Here is a 20543-nt window from a genome sequence, read left to right on the forward strand (position 1 = left end):
GGGGTCATGTCTCGGACCAGGTGGCGCCTGGTGAGCACCTTCAGGCCGGTCGCGCAGGGTGCGCAAGAGTTCGAGCCGGGCGATGGCATGCACGTCGTACCGCCGGAAGCCGCCCTCGGTGAGGCCCGTGGGTGTGACGACGCCCTCGTCGGCGTAGAACCTGTGGTGTCTTTGGCGGTACATGACGTGCGACTCGGCGCGACCGAGGGTCAGATGGATGCCATGCGAAGATCCATATCATCCCGGTACGGCCGTTCACGCCTGCGTCTGACCGTGGTCCTGTCCGGCCTCCTCCTCACCGCGACCGGCGTGCCGGCCGCGCCCGCCGCGCCCCAACCCGCACCCGTCCGCGGCAGCGCCTATATGGGCATAGGCGTCATGGCCCACGACGGAATCGCCGGTACGCCCGATGCGATACCCCCGGCCACGCGGGCCGGACAGACCGAGGGCGTCGACGTCTCCAGCTACCAGCGTGACGTCGCCTGGTCCACCCTGTGGAGCAGCGGCACCCGATGGGCCTACACGAAGGCCACGGAAGGCACCTCCTACCGCAACCCCTACTTCGGCGGGCAGTACGAGGGCGCCTACGACACCGGCATGGTGCGTGGGGCCTACCACTTCGCCGCCCCGGACTCCGGCAGCGGTACCGCCCAGGCCGACTACTTCGTCGACCACGGCGGTTCCTGGACCGCCGACGGCCGCACCCTGCCCGGCGCCCTCGACATCGAGTGGAACCCCTACGGGGACTCCTGCTACGGCAAGTCCACCGACGGGATGGTCACCTGGATCGGTGACTTCCTCAGCCGGTACCGGGTGAGAACCGGCCGCAACGCGGTCATCTACACCTCCACCAGTTGGTGGACCCTCTGCACGGGCGGCTACCGGGGCTTCGGCACCACCAACCCCCTGTGGGTGGCCCGGTACGCCAGCTCGCCCGGGGCGCTTCCGGCGGGCTGGTCGGCGTACACGATGTGGCAGTACACCTCGTCGGGGGCCACGGTCGGCGACCACGACAGGTTCAACGGTTCCCCGGACACGCTCGGGGCGTTTGCCACCGGCTGACGCGGCCGTGTGCCGGGCGGGCTCAGGGGACGCCCCGCAGGCTCGCACCGGCCCGGTTCGTACCGCCGGTGGCACCCACGCAGGTCATCCGCTCCGGGGATGTGACGGCCCGGCCAGCAGGACGGGCTCGATGGCCTCGTAGCGGTTGCGTTCGCGCGCGGTCGCCCTTCTTCCCGACAGGACGGTGCCGAGCAGGCCGCACAGGAAGCCGGCCGGGACCGAGACCAGGGCGGTGGTGGTGAACGGGAACCAGTTGAAGTCGGCTTCGGGGAAGGCCGATTGGGGGGAGCCGGAGACGAGGTTGGTGCCGGTCATCAGGACGAGGACGCTGAGGCTGCCGCCGATGAGTGTGCACAGCAGGCCGGCGCGGGTGTAGCGGCGCCAGAAGAGGCTGTAGACGAGCGCGGGGGCGATGGCCGAGGCGCCCAGGCAGAAGGAGACGATGGCCAGTGGCTGCAGGCTGCGGTGCTGGGCGAGGACCGCCAGCACGATCACCGGGATGCCCACGGCCAGGGCGGCCAGCCGGGCCAGCGCCATTTCCCGCAGGGGCGGCATGCCCGCGCGGGCGACGACGTCGTGGGCCAGGGAGTTGGCGCAGGCCAGCGTCATACTGGCCACGGACGCCAGCAGGGTCAGGAAGATCGCCGTGGTGACAGTGGTGAACAGCAGGCTCTCCGCGCGGGAGAGATCCGTCCCGAACGCGGCCCGCGCCCCGAGCAGATAGGCGGTGTTGCCGCGCGGGTCCGCGGCGGCGATCTGCTTGCCCCCGATGAGGGCGGTCGCGCCGACGGCGACGACGGTGATGATCGCCATGAACAGGGCGACCGCCGAGACGGCCCAGGACATCGCGCGCCGCACCTGACGGGTGCTGCCTGCGGTGTACATCCGCATCGTCACGTGCGGCAGGCAGGCACCGCCCAGCACGATGGCGCACTGGGTGCTCACCATGTCGAGGGCGGGATGCTTTCCGCCCGCGAACTGCAGGCCGTAGCGCAGGTAGTGGGGGCCGGCCCCGCTGTTCTGCGCGGCGGACTCGAACAGGGTCTGCGGGCTCCAGCCGAAGGTGTGCAGGATGAGCGCCGCGACGACCAGCCCGGAGCCGAGGAGGATCACCGTCTTGAGGATCTGGATCAGGGCGGTGCCGCGCATGCCCCCGATGGCCGCGTACGTGATCATCAGCGTGCCGGCGCCGACGACGCAGCCCGTGCGCATCGTGCTGTCGGAGAAGCCGAGGACGAACGCCAGCAGCTGCCCCACACCGGCGAGTTGCACGACCATCATCGGCACCAGCGCGGCGAGGGTGACCGCGCACGCGGTGATGCGTACCGCGCGGCCGGGCATACGACGGGCCAGCACGTCGCCCATCGTGAACCTGCCGGTGTGATGCAGCGGTTCGGCCAGCAGGAACATCAGCAGCATCAAGGAGAGCAGGGTGCTCAGGGCCAGTACGACGCCGTCGTAGCCGCACAAGGCGATGATGCCGCCGACCGTGAGGACGGTGGCCGCGGAGATGTAGTCACCGGCGATGGCCAGGCCGTTGCGCAGGGGCGACAGCAACCGGTAGCCGGTGTAGAACTCGTCCAGGTCGTCTCGGTCGGGGCCGGTGACGACACACAGCAGCAGCGTGAGGGTCACGACACTGAAGAACGCGACGAGCGACCAGGACTGCGCCGAGCCCTCGAAGTCCGTCACGGCCGCACCTCACCGTCGCGGGCGTGATGCGCCTGACGGCGCACCCGGCGGGCGAGGGGGTCGACGTAGCGGCGCGCGATGCCCTCGTAGAAGAGCACGGCCAGCCAGGTGACGGGGAGTTGCACCAGGGCGAGGAACAGTCCGGTGGGCAGGCCGCCTGGGGCGGGACGGGTCATCACCGAGGGGACTTCGACCGTGAGCGTGAGGAAGACGGCGAAGTAGCCGAGGGCGGCGAACGTGGCGACCCGTCGCTGCCAACGGCAGGCCCGGCGCAGCAGACGCAGATCGCGGTGCGGCCCGGTCACCGATCGGGTCCAGGCTGTTGGCCTGCGGTCGCTCTGCGGGGCCGACGCCCACATCGGAGGGGCGGAGGAGGCGTGCCGCCCGGGCCGGTGCTGAAGCGGGTGTAACTCGGAGCTGTCGGAAGACATTCCAAGATCTCCTAGTGGGTCGTGGGCCCCAAGAGGTGCGGACCGCGAGAACGCGGAAAGTGGTCCGGGTCACCGCACGCTATGCGGGTGTCGGACCCCGCGCAGCACTTCCGACGAACTCCCTGGTGAGGACCCCTGCGACGCTCTGACCTCGGATGTTGTGGGTGGGAAGCGTGTGACGGAGGAGCGCGGCAGTGCCCTGTGAGTTCCGGGGTGTCGAATCGGCCGGCACGCCGGTGCCCGGTCGGGGGCAGCGGCTTGCCGGCCGATCGCACGGGTACGTCGGGCCGTCTCGCGGCGGCGCGGAGAGTCAGGCGGTTACGAGCGTCAGACCATAGGTGTTGAGGATTTCGTTGACCGGCTGGAACCAGGTCTGGCCGCCGCTGGTGCAGTTGCCCCAGCCGCCGGAGGTCACCCCCTGGGCCTGGTCGCCGGTGATGAACGAGCCGCCGGAGTCGCCGGGTTCGGCGCAGACGCTGGTGCCGGTCAGCTCGTAGACCGAGCCCTGGCTGTAGTTGACGGTCTCGTTCTGCGTGAGCACGGTGCCGCAGTGCCAGTGCGTCGTCGAGCCGGAGCGGCAGATCGACGAGCCGACCGGTGCCACCGCGGAGCCGCGGACGAGGACGTCGCTGACGGAGCCCCAGCCGAGCACGACCGGGACGGTCCACCACCCGTTGCCGATCCGGATGTACGAGTAGTCGTTGCCCGGGAAGGACGAGCCGGCGAAGGTGCCCATCGCCGAACCGTCCCAGCCGGCCACGGAGCTGCCGGCCGTGCCGCAGTGCCCGGCGCTGACGAAGCCGCCGACCACCGAAAACCCTATGGAGCAGCGGGTGTTGCCGTTGATGTAGTAGGGGTCGCCGCCGACGGTGCCCGCGGCGAAGGTCCGGGGCGCCTGCTGCGCGGCGACGCTGTGGACGCTGAGCAGCCCCGTCCTGCGCGCGGGGGCGAGGAACTCCGTTACGGCGGCGCTGTGTTCGGCGCCCCTGCGGATGTCCGCCACCACGCTGTTGGTGCGGGGGTCGACGTGCCAGCTCCGGACGGTCGCGGGGGCGCCGTCCGTCCTGGCAACGTTGTCGAGTGCCGTCTTCGTGGCGTCGAGGACGCGTGCGCTGTGCGCGACCCGCACGACCCTGGCGCCGGTGGACCGTACGGAGTCCGCCGCCGCACCGGCGGTGTCGGTGAGTCCGACGACGAGGGTGCCGTGCGCCGAGTCGTACCAGGATCCGCCGAAGGCCTGCCCCGCGGCCCGTTCGGCCCGGGGCGCGAGCTTGGTGGCGGCGGCTTCCTGCTTGAGCCGGGTCCGGGCCTGCGACGCGGTGAGTCCGAGGTCCCGTTGCAGGGCTGTGGTGAGACCGGGGGAGAGGGCCTGGGCCGACGTCGGCTGCGACGGCGACGCGGCGGCGGGTGACAGACCCAGGGCTCCGGTGCCCAGGGCCAACAGGGCGGACAGACCGAGGCAGAGTCTCGTCGGGCTTCTCATGGAACGCTCCTTCATTTCCGTGTGGGGCGGGAAAGGCGTGGATCTGTGAGGTGCCGGTCTCCGATGTGGTGTGCTCATGTCAGTCGTGGAGGTGTATCAGACGAGCCGCCAGAGGTGGTCGGACGTTCCGTTGTCGTTCCACTGGGTCACCTGGGCGCTGTTGGCCTGGGAGGCTCCGTCGACGGCCATGAGCTTGCCGCTGCGCACGTTGACGATCTTCATCCAGCCGTCGCCGTTGTCGACGAGGCGCCAGAGGTGGTCCTGGGTGCCGTTGTCGTTGTACTGCTGGACGTGGGCGCCGTCGGCGGTGCTCTGGTCGTGGACGGCGAGCAGCTTGCCGGAGTTGCGGTTGTAGATCTTGACCGTGCCGTCGCCGTTGTCCACCACGGTCCACAGGTGGTCGGCGGTGCCGTTGTCCTCGTACTGGGTGACCTCGGCGCTGTCGGCCAGGGACATGCCGCTGACGGCGAGCAGCTTGCCGGAGTTCTTGTTCTGGATACGTTTCCAGGAGACGGAACCGTCCCCCGGGGCGTTCATCAGGGCGAGGGCGCCGCCGATCACGGGGCGGTCGGCGAAGCCCCGCTGGGCGCCGGTGGCGACGACGTACCAGTCGGTGAACGGCACCCGTGACGGCGTCGCGTCGGCGAAGCCGTAGACACCGTTGATCAGCATGTCGCGGGCGCCGGTGTGGTCGGCCAGCCAGGCCGCGGTCCACAACTCCCAGTCGGTCTTGGTGTAGTCGTTGCGCGGGTCCAGCAGCACGCCGTACGTGCCCGCCTTGGACAGGTACCAGGCTGCCTCCTGCGCGGTCACCCCGGTGGGCACCAGGTCCAGTCCCAGCAGGCGGTCGGCGTAGCCGTTGTACTTCAGGCTCCACGTGCCGTCCTGGTCGTAGTCGAGCTTCAGGTGCGTGCCCGAGGAGTCCTGGGCCAGGGTGACCCACCGGCTGATGCAGCCCCGCGCGATCGTCGCGTAGTGCGCCGCGTCGGAGGAGTCGGACGCCGCCCTGGCCACCGCGCTCATCGCGCCGATGCCGATGATGCCCTTGAGCGCGAGGTTGGCGCTGTGCGCGATCCAGCCGGTGAAGTCGTCGGTCTGGTTCTGGTTCTCCGGGTCGAGCGCGTTGGCCACCAGGTACTCGGCCCACTGGCGGAGGATCGCGTAGTGCGTGGTCGCGAAGGAGGCCGCGTCGGCCGCCGGAAGGCGCTGGGCCACCGCCGCCGCCATGATCAGCATGTTGGCGGACTCCTCGATCGGCATGGCCTCCTCGTTGCCGTCCAGGTGCCCGGTCGCGTTCGGGTAGCTGGAGCCGAGGTCGTGCTCGGCGTACGGCTTCGGCCAGCCCGCCTTCTCCGCGTAGTCGAAGTGCGGTTCCAGCAGCAGCCGCAGATACGCGGGCGAGAGGTGCAGGTACGCGGGGGACGCCGGGTAGATGACGTCGACGGTGGAGAAGTTGCCGTTGGAGGAGATCTCCTTGAGCATCGCCCACGGCGAGCCGTTCCGGTCGACGAGTTCCGTTCCGGCCACGGCCTGACGCACCGCCAGGGCGCAGACGGCCGCGTAGTGTTCGCCGGTGTCACCGCCGCCCGCGGCGTTCGCGGCGTCGTCGTGGATCGCCCTGTCGAAGGCGACGGCGGCGGCCAGGGCGGCGGTGCGGTCGCTGTCGAACCAGTCGAGCATGGCGGTCCACGAACTCCAGTAGTGCGTCCACCACGGGTTCAGGTTCGTGCCGAGATAGCTCACCGCCGGGGTGCGCACATGGCCCACGACGATCTGGAACACCGCCGACGGGGCGGACGCGGTGACGGTGCCCAGGTTCTGGTGGAGGCCCAGCACCGGCCAGCGGTCGTTGATCGCGCGGGGCTGGGCGGTGTCGGAGGTGCCGGCCAGCGTCCCGTTCGCGGCGGACGCCGCCCGTACGACGGTGTCCTGGCCGATCTGCCAGGTCAGCCCGCTCGCGGTGGGGGCGGCCAGCACCAGCGAACCCCACGACGCCTGATCGTTGTTCTCCGCCGGCACTCCGGGGGCGGCCGGTCGGCAGGTCAGCGCGGTCATGCTGCCGGTCGCCCGCTTGGCCCAGGTGACCTGGGTGGAGTTGTCGCCGTGCACCCACTCGGCGGAGGCGTCGAGGTGTACGTCGACGGTGTGGCTCGCTCCGTCGCCGCTGGCGGCCTGGACGCCGATGTAGCTCAGCGGCACGCACTGGCGCTGCAGGTCGCCGAGGTCCACGGGCGAGAAGAAGGTGACCGTCAGCGTGACGCCGCCCCCGGTGAGGGTGAAGATCGACCGGGTGGCCGTGAGCCGCAGCGACGTCTGCGTCATCGTGCCGAGCGTCGGGCCGCCGGGCAGCGCCGGGGCGCCGAGGAACACGTAGGGCGTGCCGTCGATCCGGGCGATGCCGGCCAGCGCGGTGATCCGGCCGTTCCAGAAGGTGGGCCAGGTGCCGGCGAGGCTGTCCCCGGCCAGCCATGTGGTCAGGTACGGGGAACGGACGGCGAGGGGGGTGGCGGGTGGGCGCAGCGGGCTGAACGTCGAAGCCGCGGCCGTGCGGGTGGCGGCGTGGGCGGGCGAGCCACCGATGGCGAGGCCTCCCGTGGCACCTGCGGCGGCCACCGCGCTCCAGCGCAGCAGGTCACGTCTGGACAGGGGTGGCAGTCCGGTGGTGAAGGGAGGGGGGTCGTCGTCTTCGGAGTGGGGCATGGGGCTCCTTCGATGGGCGACGAGAGTCCGACATCGTTGTCAGCGCGCCATGCCGACGGGGTGTCACGGCAGAACATGCTTCGTGCCGACAGGACCGGGGGCTGCGGACGGCCCGGTGCGCGGGGCTGACCGCCGCGGGGGCGGGTACGGCGCCAACTGCCTTTCCAGCGACGGAAAGTGCGGTAATGACAGCACCCCACGGGACGCGTGTCCAGCCCTCGCGCAACACCCGCCTCTCGCGGAGGAGTTCAGGATGTGAGGTGATGTGAGGTGATGAGAGGCGGTCCGGTCAGGGGTACGAGGTCATCGTGGGCGGCCTGCCCGAGGACGGGGTCACGGCGTGGCGATGCCCGCCGAGGCGCGGGGCGGGCGTATGAACCGGACCGGGACTCCGGGGGAGTAGAGCACGCTGACGGGTGCCCCGACCGGTGCGGGCAATCCCGCCGCGGCCACGAGATTCTCCTCGCAGTGCAGAAGCTCGGCACGGTGGAGCGGCCAGCGCGGATGCGTGTTCGGCAGATACCGGGAGCGGCCGAAGAAGGCACTGTGCATGCCCCAGCGAGCGGTCAGGAAGTGTTCGAGTTCGGTCGGATCCTCGACCCGCTCGCCGATCCGTATCGCCAGGCTGCTCCGCGCACTGCGAGGTCCGGGCCAGCGTCGTTTGCTGGTGTACGTGACCGACGTGCCCTCGCGGCGGATCTCCATCCGCGACCAGATGTACGGCAGGCGGAACACAGCCCGTCCGACGGCGACGGGTATCAGACGGGACGCGTCCAGGGAACGGAAGACCACGCCCCGCCGGCCGTGGGCGTCCACCGAGTAGAGGCGGACGTTGGTCTCCGGGAAGGTGCCGAGGTAGGGGACACCCGGAAGGCGGAACCATCCGACGCGGTGCATCCGGAAGGCGACGAGACCGACGTACGTGGTGCCGTGCAGGGTGTCCGGGCGGGTACCGGCCGGCAGCAGCGGGGCGACATCTGCGGGGTCGGCGGCCCAGTGGAGGAAGGCCAGATCGAGCCAGGACTGCGTGAGGAGGGGCCGGTCCGCGGCATGAGGGGGATCGGCCGTTATGGGTTCGGGTTCCACGGCGAGCGGTGGCTGTGGCATCCGGCCATTATCACGAAGTCCTCTGAGCGGCTTACCGCGGGGGTGGGGCATGTCCCGTTGTGTGGTGGGCGAGTCGTCTGTGGGACACTGCGCGAGCCAGTCTCCATGGGGGGCGATGATTCCGGACGGTGCTGTGGAGCTGTGCTGGGTGGGAACCGAGAAGCTGACCCAGTAGCTGTAGTCCGCAGCGTGGCCTTGGGCCTGCGTGGCGATGTTGCCGGGGGGAGACGCCGGTGGTGGAGAACAGGACGAAGTCGACATCCAGTCGCTCGTATTCGGCTTCCTGCCTAGAGGTTTCGCACTGTACGGCCGCCGACGGCCGGTTCAGCTTTCCGGGTCTCCGTCGGCGGGTGCTGTCTGTCGGGCGGTGAGTTGAGCGGCGTTCTGGAGCCAGGTGAGGTGTTCGGTGAACGCGGTGCGGCCCTCGGGGGTGAGCCGGAACCACGTTCGTGGACGTCGTCCGATCGCGCCCTTGCGGACTTCGAGGTAACCGGCGTCCTCCAGGATCCGGGACTGCTTGGACAGGACCGAATCGCTCACCCCCACGGTGTCCCGTACGACGGAGAACTCCACCCACTGCGGGCCGGCGGCGAGCAGTCCGCAGATCGACAGCCGGGTCACCGGATGGATGATCTCGTCCAGTCGCCCGCGTCCTTCGGGTCTGGTCATCGCGATACCGCTCGTCCTTTCCGGATGTCGTGACGGATCGCGGAGTTCTGCCACAACATGATGCCCACCACCGCTGCCACCACGACGATGACCAGCGCGATCGCAAGTACGGTATCTCCTCTTCCGAGGAGCACGTGCTCGCCGGCGACGGATGCCAGTGACACCGCGAGCGTGACCCACATGACGGGCCGGGCCGACGGGTAGGTCATGTTCCGGCCCCGGTACTTCACGCCGGTGGTGCGGACCAGAAGGCGGCTGAGCCCTATCTGGGTCAGGATCAACAGCAGCCATGAGCCTTGGGTCACCCCCTCGGAGATGTGCTGTGGCCGCAGGAACGGCAGGGCCATCACCGCAGCCATCACCGCCGCGGTCGCGGCCAGGTACCACCCCGGAAGCTTCAGCCGCTCAGCCAACGCCGTCCGTTGCTGTTCAAGCCGCTGCAGATCCCGCGCATCGTCGTTCATGACAACCCCCATCGAACGGCATGTACTTTCCGCAATGGAAAGTACATGCCGTTCGGAAGGTTCGCAACATCGCAGGTCGCACAAGGAAGTTGGCCAGGTGGAGGAGGCGCGCGTGGCCATGGAGAGTGCTGGCCGCTGGAGGTCACCCGCGCCGAAGCTCCGGCCGACCGGGCCACCTTTGCGACGCACCGGAACTTCCGCGCCCCGTCGCCTGGTTCGACGTCGCGTCGAAGACGCGGGTGGGCGCATGGCAGACCGGGCGACGACCCGGGCCGACCGGGGGAGGCCGGTGGGACGGAGATGGCCGTCACGCAGCCCTCTGCCAACCGGCCTGTCTGCGTGTAGCCGCGCACGGGAGTGTGCCGGGACCGCGGACATCGCGGACCCGGCACACAGGAAGGTGATGCGGAATCTACTGGTTCACGGGCACTGGGCGGGCGGGGTGGGCTTCCGGCCGATCGTGATCGAGACGGAGGATCCCGGGAGCAGCACGGTGCCCGCACTCGGGTTCTGCGAGGTCACCCTGTTGATGTTGTCGCAGTCGACGACGGTGCCGACGCCGCCGAGGACGTAGCCGGCGGTTGAAAGTGCCTGGCGGGCCTGCGCCTGCGTGTCGCCCAGCAGGTTGGGCACGGTGGTGACGCCGGTGACCGAGGCGGAGACGGATGCCAGGCTCCTGCTGAATCCGGTGTCCGACGAGGTGTCGACCACTGTCACATTCCAGCTGACGGTCCCGGTCTGGCTGATGAAGACCGACTGCGATCCGCCGCCGACCGGGAAGACCGTGGTCGTCGGGTTGAAGCCCGGCCCGCTGATCTCCAGCGCGTCCTCGGAGGTGTTGGCCACGCAGTCCGCGCTCCACTGGACCAGGGCGCTGTGACCGTAGACCACGGGGGACGGTGTCACCGAGATGGTGGCGGTCGCGGTGGCCGCGCAGTTCAGCCCGGGGTCGTCCGCGTAGGCGGGTGTCACGGCGAAGGCGGTGGCCACCAGCGCCGCCACGACGAGCACCACCGCCTTGGGCGAGCGTGCCACCCGGGCCGCCCACCTCCGCAGCTCGGCCATCGCTCTGGCGAGCACGTGGCGACGTGTCGGCTTCGATGCCTCTCTCATAACTCCCCCTTGTGATGCGTCTCTGCATGGCGAGTGGTCTGCGCCGTGGGGTCTGCCCCCTGGCAGTCGGCGACCGATGGCCAGCCAGCGTGGTACACCGCCACCGGACTGTCGCCCACGGGTCCGCTCAGCGGAACGGCCGGCGGCAGCCGAACGAGCCTCGCGTCGCCGACGACCAGTACGCTCTACGGTCCGTGTGCCGCCCTCCGCGCCCTGTTTCTGTCCCCTCTGCCCTGGCTGGTGTTCGGGCCCACGAAGTCCGGTGATGAGTGCGGTGGCGTGCAGAGCCGTGGTGCGCAGCTGTCCGGGATTGAGCCGCCTGTCGGCGGGGGAGGGGGACGACATGGTGTCGTCCTGGGTGGGCTTGGCGGCGGGCGTGGAGATGGTGATGCTGGGCGTGTTGCGGATGCGGCACGAGGAGCGCAATGTCCGGCGAACGGCGTGGCTGTGGGTGACTCTGGGCATCTCGTTCGGGCTGAACACGGTACCCAAGCTGGTGGAGTGGTCCCCTGCTGTGGTGTTGGGGCTGTCGTTGCTCGCGCTGGTGCTGGTCGCGATCGTGTCGACTGTGATCGTGACGGAGCGCGGATGGTCGCTGCGGTGGCGGGACCGGAGGGGTACAGCGGAATGAGCTTCTCGCCTCGCCAAGTCCTCGCCTCGGAACGGCAGTGCCATTTGGTCCCGGAGTCGTGTCAGTGGCTCCTGCGAGGGTCCGCGCGGTGACCTCAACCGGTCAATTCGTCGCTCCACAACGAGCACGGCGAGGCGGTCCGAGCGTCCTCGGATGCCGCGCTGGAGGCTGCCGCTGGTGACTGGACCGGCGGGAGCCTGGAGGCCACGGAAGCCGCCGCCGCGCTCCTTGGGCGCCCCTGCCCGAACTCGTCGCCCGCCTGCGGGACGCAGTGACCAGCACCGAACCGGGTCATGTGGCCGTGACCGAGTCGGGCGACGAGTACGAGACTCCCTTCGGGACGCTCCTGCCCGCTGACAACCGGGCCGGCTCCTCTGAACCAGGGAGGATCTCCGGGGCCTGGGGCTACCAGGGGCCGTGGTCGGCCAGACCCAGAGCCAGGGCGGTCGCGGCGGTGGCGAGGAACACGATTCCGCCCACGATGTTGCGGGAGCCCACCCGCAGGTGGGCGATGATCGCGCCGATGAAGTACAGCACAAGACCGGCGGCGGCCAGGGTTCCGAGCAGCGGCACGGCGAGGCCGACCAGCAGGCCCACGGTGCCCGCTGCCAGCAGCATGCCCAGCACCGGTACCCACTTCCGGGCTATGCCCTTCATGTCCGCCTGGGTTTTGGGGTATTCGTGGCCGATCAGGTAGGTGACGGCGGCGGCACCGTTGAAGACCGCGCCGAGGATGGTGACCGTGACGTAAGCGGCGAACACTGTTTCTCCGTTTCTGCGGGAAGCTGGGCATCCCGTCGTGGGATGCCGTTCTCCTCGACGGATTCAGCGACTCGATGTGTGACATGCGTTGGCAACCGGGGCGCAGGAGTGGTCTCTAACGCCCCGGCGCGAGACTGGGTCGCGAGGGACTGTTCAACTCGCGTGCGGCAGCGCAGGCTTGGGGAGGGGGTTCTCCGGTCGTGGTGCCGGATGGGACGGTCCGGCCTGTTGTCCGGCGACGTAGTCGACCTCTTGGCGGGACTCACCCGGGCTACCGAGTCACTGCCCGCGGAACGCCGTCGCGTGCCCGGCCGCCACGGCCCGCACTGGGCGACCGTGGTCAGTGGTCCCCACTCTCGGCAGGTGGCGACTCGCAGGCTGTGCAGGTCGCCCCTCCAGCGGTCGGTCCTCCCCGCCGGCGCCTTCGAAGCACCGGCCGGGTCACGGAACCGGGCCGACGGGCCGCTCGCCGACACGCCACGATGTCGGTCCTGTCAGGACGGTGTCCGTGTCCGACGACGCCGGGGCCTGCCATTCCTTGGGTGACATGCCGTAGGCGTCCCGGAACGCCTTGCTGAAGTGGGACGGGCTGGTGAACCCCCAGCGATGTGCGACGGCGGCGACGGTGAGCCTGCGATGCCGGGCCCGGTCCAGCTCACGGCGGCAGGCGTCGAGCCGACGCTGTCGTATCAGCCGACTCACTGTCGTGCCCTCGTGCTGGAAGAGCTTGTGCAGATAGCGGACGGAGATGTTGTGGGCGAACGCGATCGATTCCGGCGACAGGTCGGGATCGGCCAGATGCAGTTCGACGTATGACCGGACATGGCTGAGCGTCCGGGTGCGTCCGTCCGTCGGGTCGGCGGCCGGCTCGCCGGCGAACTCCGTGACGACCGCGGCGAGGAGATCGGCGGCGTTACGGGCGAGCCGGTCACCGAGGTCTGTCCGGCGGAATTCCGCTTCGCGGGCGAGCACGGACAGGAAGTTCGACACGAGCGTCCGGACACCTTCCTGGCAGCTCAGTGGCACACCCATGATGCGGCGAAGGTCGGATTCGGCGATCCCCGGACAGTGACGGGGAATCCGGATGACCGTCATCCGGACGTGCTCTCCGAAGTGGGCGAAGCCGGGCCTGTGCGGATCGTAGAAGACGAGGTCGCCGGGGTTCAGGAAGACCTCGCCGCCGTCATGGAAGACGGAGATCGGGCCGCGAACATGAATGGCGACGTGCAGGAATTCACGCTGTCGTGGATTCAACTGCCAGAGGGGGAGAAGGAGAAGTCCGTCATCGGATCGCAGGGCGGTGATCCCCAGACATCCCAGGGAATTTGTGCCGTCTTTCGATATCAGCTCTTCCATAGGGGATCCTCTGCTCGGTCTCCGGCTGTTGGGGCGGGTCGGTGTTGGTGTCGGCGTAGTGCCGGCCGAATTCATTCAGTCCCTGCCGGCGGTGAGTTCGGTGAGAGCACGGTCCATGTCGATGTGGCGGCTCTCTGTTCCCGGTGACACCAGAGAGGCGGTCTTCCGGAGGAATACGGCGACCGGGCGGGTCGCGATCTCGATCACTGCAGCTCCGGAGTTGGACCTCAGGACGATGCGCACGGTGCGCAGACCACCGGCGCGCCGAGGTATCACCAGTACGTCTCCGATGCCGGACGGCGTGCGGAGGCCCTCCGTGAGCAGTGCGCGGGAGAACACCCAGTCGACGGGCCGCGCGAGGGGTGCGCCGAGGGAAAGACACACGGCGTAGGGGTCGTCCGTGTCGTAGCGCAATTCGGCGGGCAGCGGTACCGGCAGTTCGTCCGGGACGCTGACGTGGACCGTCACCGCGCATACGACCGAGGAGAGAGGTTTTCTCATTGCGTCCCCCAATAAGGATGCAGGAGCTGTTCTTCTGTCGCTGATCCTAGAATTCGACAGTGTGTGCACTTTGTCGGAGAACGCACGGAACATGGCTCGGGGAAGAATCGGATTCGGCTTTTTCCGGGGGAGGGGGACCGGTGGCGGCCGGGGTTCCCTGTACGGAGTTCTGCGCCCCGCGCCATTCGCTGGGAGTCATGCCGTAGGCGGCCCGGAACGACCTGCTGAAATGGGCGGCACTGGTGAAACCCCACCGGTGGGCCACGGCGGCGACGGAGCGGGATGCCGCGTCGCGTCGTGCCAGCTCCCGCCTGCTCCCCTCCAGCCGGCGCCGCTGGATCCACCGGTTCACGGTGACGTCCTCACTCTCGAAGAGCTTGTGCAGGTAGCGCAGGGAGATGTGGTGGACGCGGGCGATGACCTTCGGGCCCAGATCGGGGTCCGCGAGATGTTGATCGACGAACGCCTGGATCCGCAGCAGCAGTGCCCGGTCTGCGCGCCGTGTGTCGGCGATCGTCCTGCCGAGCTGTTCGTCGACCAGCACGCTGAGCAGGTCCACGACATTTCTGGCCATCAGCTCGCCGATGCGCGGAGGGTAGGCCGCGGCGGTGTCCACGAGCCCGGTCAGGAAAGGTGACAGAAGGCCGCCCAGCGGCGAGTCGGGACGGACCGGGGACGCCGTGATACGCGTCAGGTCGGACTCGCTCAACCCGAGGACGTCCCGTGGCAGTACGACGGCCTTCGTCCGGAAGGACCGGGGGAGATCCAGCCGGACGGGGCGTGCCATGTCGTAGACGAAGATGTCACCCGGTCGAAGGTCTGCCTCGCGGCCGTCCTGTGTGAGCCTGGCGGTGCCCCTGTCCAGCAGTTTGACGACCACGCACTCCTCCTCGCGGCCCTGCGCCACGAGCCTGTTCGTGCGCAGGGCGTAGAGGGAGTCGCCGTCCACGGTGATGGTCTGGAGCCGGCCGAGCGGCGAGGTGCGGATCGTGCCGGAGTACACCTCGTCGGGGACGTTCATGGTGACGGCGCCGAACGTCCGGGACAGGGCTTCTCGCCAGTAGGCGCGTCTGTGCTGGACCGGCAGCGAGTCGGTCGTGTAGACGCGTCCGGGGACGCTTTCCTCATCGTGAACCGATGCGTCAGGCGGCATGGTCTTCTCCCTTTTCTTCGGGCAGGACCGATCCTGGCAGCGGGGGCTGGGCGAGGCATCGCACGTTTTCGTCCGGTTCCTGGAGGGTGCGTGGGATGCCAAGCGGTCACGCTCAGTGTTCGCGTGTCCTCACCAGCTGCGTGAGTTCGACGCGGGAGGTGATGTCGAGTTTGGTGAAGGCGTGCCGAAGGTGCGAGCTCACGGTGTGCGGCGAGATCTCGAGGCGCTGCGCGGTCTGCCGGTTCGTCATCCCCTGCGCCACGAGCCGGATCACCGCCACCTCGGAGACGGTCAGCACCGGCCACCCCTTCACGAACCCCGTGGACGTGGCGCGACGCCGGGGTGCCCCCACTGCTCGTAGCCGCCGACGGACCCGAGCCGCTTCCCGCTCGGCGCCCGCCTCGGTGTACAGGCCGAGCGCCTGGTCGAGGTACGGCACGGCATCGAGGGTGCGGGTCGCGGCGAGCTTGCGTCCGGCGTCCTCCAACGCCGAGGCCCGGGGAAGGAGGCGGGAAACGCCGCGGTACAGCTCGACGGCGCGCAGCAGGGATGCGAGGTCGTTGTCGAGCAGTCCCCGGGCGTGCGCGGCGGCTGCCAACAGGATCGGGAACCGCGGGTTGAGGGCGGCCCGGCGCTCCGCGACGGCGACGGCGGTCGCGGCACGCTCGGGCGCGCCGGCCCGTAGCGCCATGCGGACGAAGACGGAGGCGTCGGCCGGATCGTCCGGGCTGGCAAGGGAGGGGCCATCCAGGCCGAAGGTGCCGAACGCCTCGTCCAGAAGCTCCATGGCCTGACGGGGACGGTCTTCGGCGTCGGCGACCAGTGCCGTCAGCCAGGAGCCGACGTTGCGTACGAGGATCGCCGGGTCGTCCAGCATCCGCTTGCCCTCGGCCACGTACGCCCTTGCCGCTTCCCGGTCATTGGTGTAGACGGCGACGCGCCCCAGCGTGTACAGGAGGGTGGCGTCGGCGAAGTTGCCCATGCCCAGTTCCTGCATCATCGTGGACGCGGCCTCAGCCTCGGCCCGCGCGTCCTCCAGCCGGCCCGCATCCAGCAGCACCCGGGACCGGTTCATCAACCACAGGCCGGTGGCCGCCGCCTGGCCCTGCCGCTGGGTGACGCGAACTCCGGCTTCGGACTCGGCGAGAGCCTCGGGCGAGCGGCCCGCCGCGTTCAGCAGGAACGCCTTCCACAAGGCCTCCGGTACCCACAGGGAATGCTCGATCCCGACCTCGGCGGCCAGGGTCGCGGCGCGGTCGGCCTGCTCGAACGCCGCACTCCAGTCCATCCGGTAGAACCGCACGACCGAGTCGACGGCGATCGCCGTGGCCCGTGCGGTCTTGTTCTGAGCCTCCTCCGCACAGTGGAGAGCGTCGGTCACTGCCAGGGCGGTCGCCTCGAAATCTCCCACCATGGCCAGGTTCAGACACCGCAGCGCCAGCAGTTCGGCCCGCAGCGATGCGTCGATGCCGGGAAGAGCGGCTCCGGTACGAGCCTGGTGGACCGCCTCCGTGAAGTCGAACTGGCTGGACACACGTGCCAGTCCGAGCCGCACACGCGCCTCGGTGTCCGGATCCAGACTGCCGGGCAGCGCCGAGGCGGCAAGCGCCCTGGCCTGCGCGGCCTGACCCGTCTGCCACAGGAGGAGCATCGTCTCCGCGACGATCGCCGGTCCTTCGGGGCCCTGCCCGGCGGTGAGGGCCAGTGCCCGGGCGCTGAGTTCTACCGCTGACGTCGGCGCGGTCGCCGAGAGTTCCGCGGCGGCCGTCCGCAGCAACCGCACCGCCACGTGATCGCCGGGGTCCGTGCTGTCCAGGAGCAGGGCCGCCGCTTCCGTCACCGGCGCACCGCGCGCCAGCAGGACGTCGGCGGCATGGCGTCGCAGCGCCCGGCGTACGGACACCGGCAGACTCCCTTCGACGGCCTCGCGGATCAGGTCGTGGCGGAACAGCAGACGACCGTCCCGCTCGACGAACAGATCGGAGTCGAGGGCTTCCTGCACCGGCGCGATCAGCGCGGCGGCCTGCCTGCCGAGCAATTCGGCCAGCAGTGCGACGGTGACGCTCCGGCCCACGGCGGACGCGGTCTGCACGACCTCGCGGGTCGGTTCGGCAAGCCGCCCGAGACGCTGCCGTACGGAGGCCTGGAAACTGGCGGGTAGACGGCCGGCCGCCAGCCGCGCCACGTCGTTCGCGACGATCACCCCGTGTTCGTCGCGCATTCCGTGGAGCAGTTCCACCAGGAGCAGGGGCACACCCTCGGCGCGCCGGGCGACACTCAGCGTCCCGGGATCGGGAGCCGCCCCCAGCACGTCCTCGGTGATCCGGGCGACCGCGGCATCGGTCAGGGGCGCGAGCCGGAGCCGATGGGCACCGGCCCGTTCCAGCGTGTCCAGCGTCGCGCGCACGCCCGGTGCCTCGGCCCCGCTGCGGACGGCCACCAACCACAGGATCGCGTGGGCAGCCAGCTGGGCCGAAAGCGTGCGGACAGCCAGCAGTGTCACGTCGTCCAGCCACTGGACGTCATCCAGGGTGATCACCAGCGGGGTCTCGAGCGCCGCCTGTTCCAGCCGGTCCTGCAACTCCTGCAGCAACCAGAACCGCTGCTCGGGCGCCGCCGCGAGATCACGCAGCCTGTCCACGTCGAACAACGACCCCGGGCCCGTCAGCAGACCCTCCAGCAGGGGACCCAGCGGGACGAACTGGCCGTCGGGATCCGCACCCCCGCGAAACAGCCGGAGCCCACGGCGCACCGCGGTGGCCTGTGCCTCCGCCAGGAACCGGGTCTTGCCGCTGCCCGGAGGGCCTTCCACGCAGACGACGCCGCCATGGCCATGGAGCAGCGCGTCGAACCGCGCGCCGACGAGGGCCTGCTCCTCTTCCCGTCCCCGCAACGGCGACTGCGAGCCGCCGGTTCCGCCAGGCAGGAACGGTTGCTGAAAACGGTCCAAGCGGGGTCCTTGCGAGATCAAGCACCGGAAGGCGAAGACGCCAGCACATGAGGAAGGGGCCCGCATGTCATATCAGCATGACATGCCTCTCACCATGACAAACAGCATCGCCACATGGCAAAACCGCGACTTTACCCCGCCTGCTCTTGTGTTGCAGAAGCCGCAGTCGCAACCGGCTTGTCCTACGGTGGATCAGTCCCGGGAGGAACGGTGAGAGCGAACCTTCCCCCATGGCTCCACCGAATCCGGCTCTCCGATCGACGAGATCGTGCGCGAGGGCGCCCCCCGGATGCTCGCCGCCGCGCTCCGCGGGTGAACGACCGGCGGGTGGACGGGGCCACCGGGGAGCGCAAGCGGTTCTCCTCCAGGACGCTGCCGCCCTGGTGCCCCAGTCGCCGAAGATCTCCGAGGTGCTGCACCTGCTCTCTCCGCACGGCCTGTCCACTGGGGACTTCGTCCCGGCACCGGAGCAGTTCCTCGGCGGAGCGGCGGGCCTGTCCGCGGCGACCGTGACCCGGCTGACGAAGCAGTGGCAGGACGACCACGCCGCCTTCCAGGAACGGCACCTGTCAGCACGCGACTTCGTCTACGTGTGGGCAGAAGGCGTGCATCCCAAAGACCGGCTCGGGCAGGCGCACTCGTGCGTGCTGGTCCTGCTCCGCGTCCGGCTGGACGGCACCAAGGAGCTGATCGCGCTGGCCGAGGGCCTGCGCGAGCCCACAGAGGCGCTGGCCGGGGTGTTCCCGGCTGCCCGGTATCAGCGGTGCGGGTTCACAAGGCCAGAAATGTCACGAACTCTCTTCCGCAGTCCGCTCAACCGGGCGCGACCAAGGCGATGCAGGAGATCGTCGGCGCCGGGGACCGCGCGCACGCCGAGAAGGCGATCGCGGCGTTCGAGAAGACCTACGGCGCGAAGTGGCCCAAGGCCGTCGCGAAGATCACCGGCGATCAGGAGGAGCTGCACGAACCGATCGTCCTGTCCCACCCCCACCACCGAGGTGAGCCTCATGAGTGGACCTGCCGTCACGGCTTTTTCGGAGACCGCCGCCTTGTACGTCACCCTCAACGAGGACACCGAGGAGGCTGGTCGAGTTGCGGCCACTGCACGGACCGAGAGGTACTCGGCGTGACACCCGCAGGCGATGTCCCGGTCAGCCGGACGGCTCCTGAGGAAGAGTAGTCGCGCGCGGGGTCGGGACGGAATGATGGCAGATCCGGCGGCGGGAGCCGACCGTCGCCGTGCCCTCCGTCCCTCCCAGGGAGTACTCATTGTTAAGACGCATGTGCATCTTTCTCGCCTCGTTCGTCCTCGCCGCCGCGTCCGTGCTGATCTCGGCGGGTGCCGCGAGCGCGGCCACCGTGCGAACCGCCAACTGGTCCGGGTACGCCGCTGCCGGCGCCTACAGCCTCGTCCAGGCCACCTGGGTGCAGCCGGCGGTCAGCTGCGCCTCCGGCAGTCAGTACTCCAGCGTCTGGGTGGGCCTGGACGGCTACAACAGCAGCACGGTCGAGGAGATCGGCACCGAGGCCGACTGCTCGAACGGTACCCCGGTGTACTACGCCTGGTACCAGTTCTATCCGGATCAGCGGCACACCTTCAGTCACCCTGTCCACCCTGGCGACGAGCTGACCGCCATGTCGCACTACAACGCCTTCTTCAACTCCTACGACATGGGGATCCTGGACTACACCGGGAGCTGGACGGAGACCCCGTCCGGCGTGGCCGCCTCGGGCCCGCCGCCCAGTTCCGCCGAGGTCATCGTGGGGCTGCCTCCCTGTGACAGCGGCTGCATCCAGCCGCTGGCAAACTTCGGCACCGTCTCCGTCCGGGAAGCCCTGGTCCAGGCCGCCCCGCTCGCCGACGCCAACCCGTCGCAGATCGTCATGGTCACCGGCGCGGGCCAGAACAAGGACACCGTCAGCGCGCTGAGCAACGGCAGGGACTTCAGCGCCACCTGGGTCAGGGCCGGCTAGGCCGGAACCGGCGGACGTCATGAGCCCCCCAGGGAGCCGAGCCGCCCGGTTCAGCAGGCCGCGCAGTGGTACGGGAACAGTGCCTCCGCGACCGGCAGCCGCTCCGGTTCCCCGGGGGAGACGCTGTCGTCGACGGCGTGGATCCGGGCCTGCGGCTCACTCACGCCGATCAGCAGGATCTCCGCGAGCGGATACAGCGATACGAGGGTGTCGCACAACGGGATGGACTCGCCTTGGCCGGCGTACCGCATCTCCTGGCCCGGACAGGCGACCGCCATTGCCTCGGCCATCGCCGTGTACGCCGGGCCGGCACGGATCCACCCCTGCTCGATCCGCTTCAACACGTCGACCCCACAGGGAAGACGGTCCATCCGTCGAGCGGCCATCCACAGGCCTCGACAATGACTCCCCGGGGCCGGTACGTGACGCATCCCTTCATCTTCACCCGGGTCGCGCGGGGCCGCCCGTTGACCGGCGGGAGCTTTCACGTCAACT

The 20543-nt window shown here is 69.7% G+C and carries 16 protein-coding genes and 3 pseudogenes; 4 read left to right on the forward strand and 15 right to left on the reverse strand.

The features are described 5' to 3' along the window. Positions 1 to 57: 57 nt before the first annotated feature. A pseudogene (locus ACIQBL_RS29770) lies at positions 58 to 183 on the reverse strand (MerR family transcriptional regulator); the annotation flags it as partial. 39 nt (positions 184 to 222) lie between these two features. On the opposite strand from ACIQBL_RS29770, the gene ACIQBL_RS29775 reads away from it, so the two are divergent. Beyond that, positions 223 to 1062, forward strand: coding sequence for a lysozyme (locus ACIQBL_RS29775; RefSeq protein ID WP_401946576.1), 840 nt, complete (start codon positions 223 to 225; stop codon positions 1060 to 1062). 84 nt (positions 1063 to 1146) lie between these two features. Here the strand turns inward: ACIQBL_RS29775 and ACIQBL_RS29780 are convergent, their stop codons facing one another. The 8 genes from ACIQBL_RS29780 to ACIQBL_RS29815 all read right to left on the reverse strand — a co-directional run bounded on the left by ACIQBL_RS29780 (position 1147) and on the right by ACIQBL_RS29815 (position 10721). Continuing rightward, positions 1147 to 2754: a cation acetate symporter gene (locus ACIQBL_RS29780; RefSeq protein ID WP_401946579.1), complete on the reverse strand. Its 1608-nt coding sequence runs from the start codon at positions 2752 to 2754 to the stop codon at positions 1147 to 1149. Then, positions 2751 to 3185, reverse strand: coding sequence for a DUF485 domain-containing protein (locus ACIQBL_RS29785; RefSeq protein WP_401946581.1), 435 nt, complete (start codon positions 3183 to 3185; stop codon positions 2751 to 2753). Before ACIQBL_RS29785 ends, ACIQBL_RS29780 begins: the two co-directional genes overlap by 4 nt. Positions 3186 to 3495: 310 nt before the next feature. Further along, positions 3496 to 4668 (reverse strand): S1 family peptidase, encoded by a 1173-nt coding sequence (locus ACIQBL_RS29790; protein WP_401946584.1) that lies wholly within the window; start codon positions 4666 to 4668, stop codon positions 3496 to 3498. A 96-nt stretch (positions 4669 to 4764) separates the two neighbouring features. Next, positions 4765 to 7368 carry a glutaminase domain-containing protein gene (locus ACIQBL_RS29795; RefSeq protein WP_401946587.1) on the reverse strand — a complete coding sequence of 868 codons (2604 nt, stop codon included), beginning with the start codon at positions 7366 to 7368 and terminating at the stop codon, positions 4765 to 4767. A gap of 333 nt (positions 7369 to 7701) precedes the next feature. Then, positions 7702 to 8475, reverse strand: coding sequence for a YqjF family protein (locus ACIQBL_RS29800; RefSeq protein WP_401946589.1), 774 nt, complete (start codon positions 8473 to 8475; stop codon positions 7702 to 7704). A 324-nt stretch (positions 8476 to 8799) separates the two neighbouring features. Next, the gene (locus tag ACIQBL_RS29805) at positions 8800 to 9144 is read right to left on the reverse strand and encodes a winged helix-turn-helix domain-containing protein (protein ID WP_401946592.1); all 345 of its coding nucleotides are present in this window, start codon (positions 9142 to 9144) and stop codon (positions 8800 to 8802) included. After that, positions 9141 to 9608 carry a hypothetical protein gene (locus tag ACIQBL_RS29810; RefSeq protein WP_401946594.1) on the reverse strand — a complete coding sequence of 156 codons (468 nt, stop codon included), beginning with the start codon at positions 9606 to 9608 and terminating at the stop codon, positions 9141 to 9143. The genes ACIQBL_RS29805 and ACIQBL_RS29810 overlap by 4 nt, the downstream gene beginning before the upstream one ends. 420 nt (positions 9609 to 10028) lie before the next feature. After that, complete coding sequence (locus ACIQBL_RS29815) at positions 10029 to 10721, reverse strand: PASTA domain-containing protein (protein ID WP_401946596.1); 693 nt, start codon at positions 10719 to 10721, stop codon at positions 10029 to 10031. Positions 10722 to 11064: 343 nt separating this feature from the next. Between ACIQBL_RS29815 and ACIQBL_RS29820 the strand changes: the two genes are divergently transcribed. Then, the gene (locus ACIQBL_RS29820; RefSeq protein WP_401946599.1) at positions 11065 to 11352 is read left to right on the forward strand and encodes a hypothetical protein; all 288 of its coding nucleotides are present in this window, start codon (positions 11065 to 11067) and stop codon (positions 11350 to 11352) included. A 405-nt stretch (positions 11353 to 11757) separates the two neighbouring features. Here the strand turns inward: ACIQBL_RS29820 and ACIQBL_RS29825 are convergent, their stop codons facing one another. The 5 genes from ACIQBL_RS29825 to ACIQBL_RS29845 form a co-directional block, all read right to left on the reverse strand. Then, on the reverse strand, positions 11758 to 12114 hold the full coding sequence (locus ACIQBL_RS29825) for a DoxX family protein (protein ID WP_401946602.1): 357 nt from the start codon (positions 12112 to 12114) through the stop codon (positions 11758 to 11760). Positions 12115 to 12555: 441 nt separating this feature from the next. Next, positions 12556 to 13368 (reverse strand): helix-turn-helix domain-containing protein, encoded by an 813-nt coding sequence (locus ACIQBL_RS29830; RefSeq protein ID WP_401946605.1) that lies wholly within the window; start codon positions 13366 to 13368, stop codon positions 12556 to 12558. 177 nt (positions 13369 to 13545) lie between these two features. Beyond that, complete coding sequence (locus tag ACIQBL_RS29835) at positions 13546 to 13971, reverse strand: SsgA family sporulation/cell division regulator (RefSeq protein ID WP_401946608.1); 426 nt, start codon at positions 13969 to 13971, stop codon at positions 13546 to 13548. A 46-nt stretch (positions 13972 to 14017) separates the two neighbouring features. After that, positions 14018 to 15124 carry a helix-turn-helix domain-containing protein gene (locus tag ACIQBL_RS29840; RefSeq protein ID WP_401946611.1) on the reverse strand — a complete coding sequence of 369 codons (1107 nt, stop codon included), beginning with the start codon at positions 15122 to 15124 and terminating at the stop codon, positions 14018 to 14020. Positions 15125 to 15236: 112 nt separating this feature from the next. Next, positions 15237 to 18074, reverse strand: coding sequence for an ATP-binding protein (locus ACIQBL_RS29845; RefSeq protein WP_401946614.1), 2838 nt, complete (start codon positions 18072 to 18074; stop codon positions 15237 to 15239). Between the two features lie 256 nt (positions 18075 to 18330). On the opposite strand from ACIQBL_RS29845, the pseudogene ACIQBL_RS29850 reads away from it, so the two are divergent. Together ACIQBL_RS29850 and ACIQBL_RS29855 are read left to right on the forward strand one after the other, a co-directional pair. After that, positions 18331 to 19041, forward strand: a pseudogene (locus tag ACIQBL_RS29850) (transposase); the annotation flags it as partial. Positions 19042 to 19355: 314 nt separating this feature from the next. Next, entirely contained in the window at positions 19356 to 20048 is a 693-nt protein-coding gene (locus ACIQBL_RS29855) for a G1 family glutamic endopeptidase (RefSeq protein ID WP_401946617.1), read from the forward strand. Positions 20049 to 20098: 50 nt separating this feature from the next. Here ACIQBL_RS29855 and ACIQBL_RS29860 read toward each other — a convergent pair. Further along, positions 20099 to 20356 (reverse strand): annotated as a pseudogene (locus ACIQBL_RS29860) (dipeptidase); the annotation flags it as partial. Positions 20357 to 20543 lie beyond the last annotated feature (187 nt).

The organism is Streptomyces sp. NPDC088350, from assembly GCF_044753545.1.
In the GTDB taxonomy this organism is placed as follows: domain Bacteria; phylum Actinomycetota; class Actinomycetes; order Streptomycetales; family Streptomycetaceae; genus Streptomyces.

Coding starts and splice junctions, on each gene's coding strand:
- ACIQBL_RS29840 (WP_401946611.1), bottom strand. CDS start 15,124: ATGCCGCCTGACGCATCGGTTCACGATGAGGAAAGCGTCCCCGGACGC.
- ACIQBL_RS29805 (WP_401946592.1), bottom strand. CDS start 9,144: ATGACCAGACCCGAAGGACGCGGGCGACTGGACGAGATCATCCATCCG.
- ACIQBL_RS29795 (WP_401946587.1), bottom strand. CDS start 7,368: ATGCCCCACTCCGAAGACGACGACCCCCCTCCCTTCACCACCGGACTG.
- ACIQBL_RS29815 (WP_401946596.1), bottom strand. CDS start 10,721: ATGAGAGAGGCATCGAAGCCGACACGTCGCCACGTGCTCGCCAGAGCG.
- ACIQBL_RS29835 (WP_401946608.1), bottom strand. CDS start 13,971: ATGAGAAAACCTCTCTCCTCGGTCGTATGCGCGGTGACGGTCCACGTC.
- ACIQBL_RS29800 (WP_401946589.1), bottom strand. CDS start 8,475: ATGCCACAGCCACCGCTCGCCGTGGAACCCGAACCCATAACGGCCGAT.
- ACIQBL_RS29820 (WP_401946599.1), top strand. CDS start 11,065: ATGGTGTCGTCCTGGGTGGGCTTGGCGGCGGGCGTGGAGATGGTGATG.
- ACIQBL_RS29855 (WP_401946617.1), top strand. CDS start 19,356: ATGTGCATCTTTCTCGCCTCGTTCGTCCTCGCCGCCGCGTCCGTGCTG.
- ACIQBL_RS29785 (WP_401946581.1), bottom strand. CDS start 3,185: ATGTCTTCCGACAGCTCCGAGTTACACCCGCTTCAGCACCGGCCCGGG.
- ACIQBL_RS29810 (WP_401946594.1), bottom strand. CDS start 9,608: ATGAACGACGATGCGCGGGATCTGCAGCGGCTTGAACAGCAACGGACG.
- ACIQBL_RS29790 (WP_401946584.1), bottom strand. CDS start 4,668: ATGAGAAGCCCGACGAGACTCTGCCTCGGTCTGTCCGCCCTGTTGGCC.
- ACIQBL_RS29775 (WP_401946576.1), top strand. CDS start 223: ATGCGAAGATCCATATCATCCCGGTACGGCCGTTCACGCCTGCGTCTG.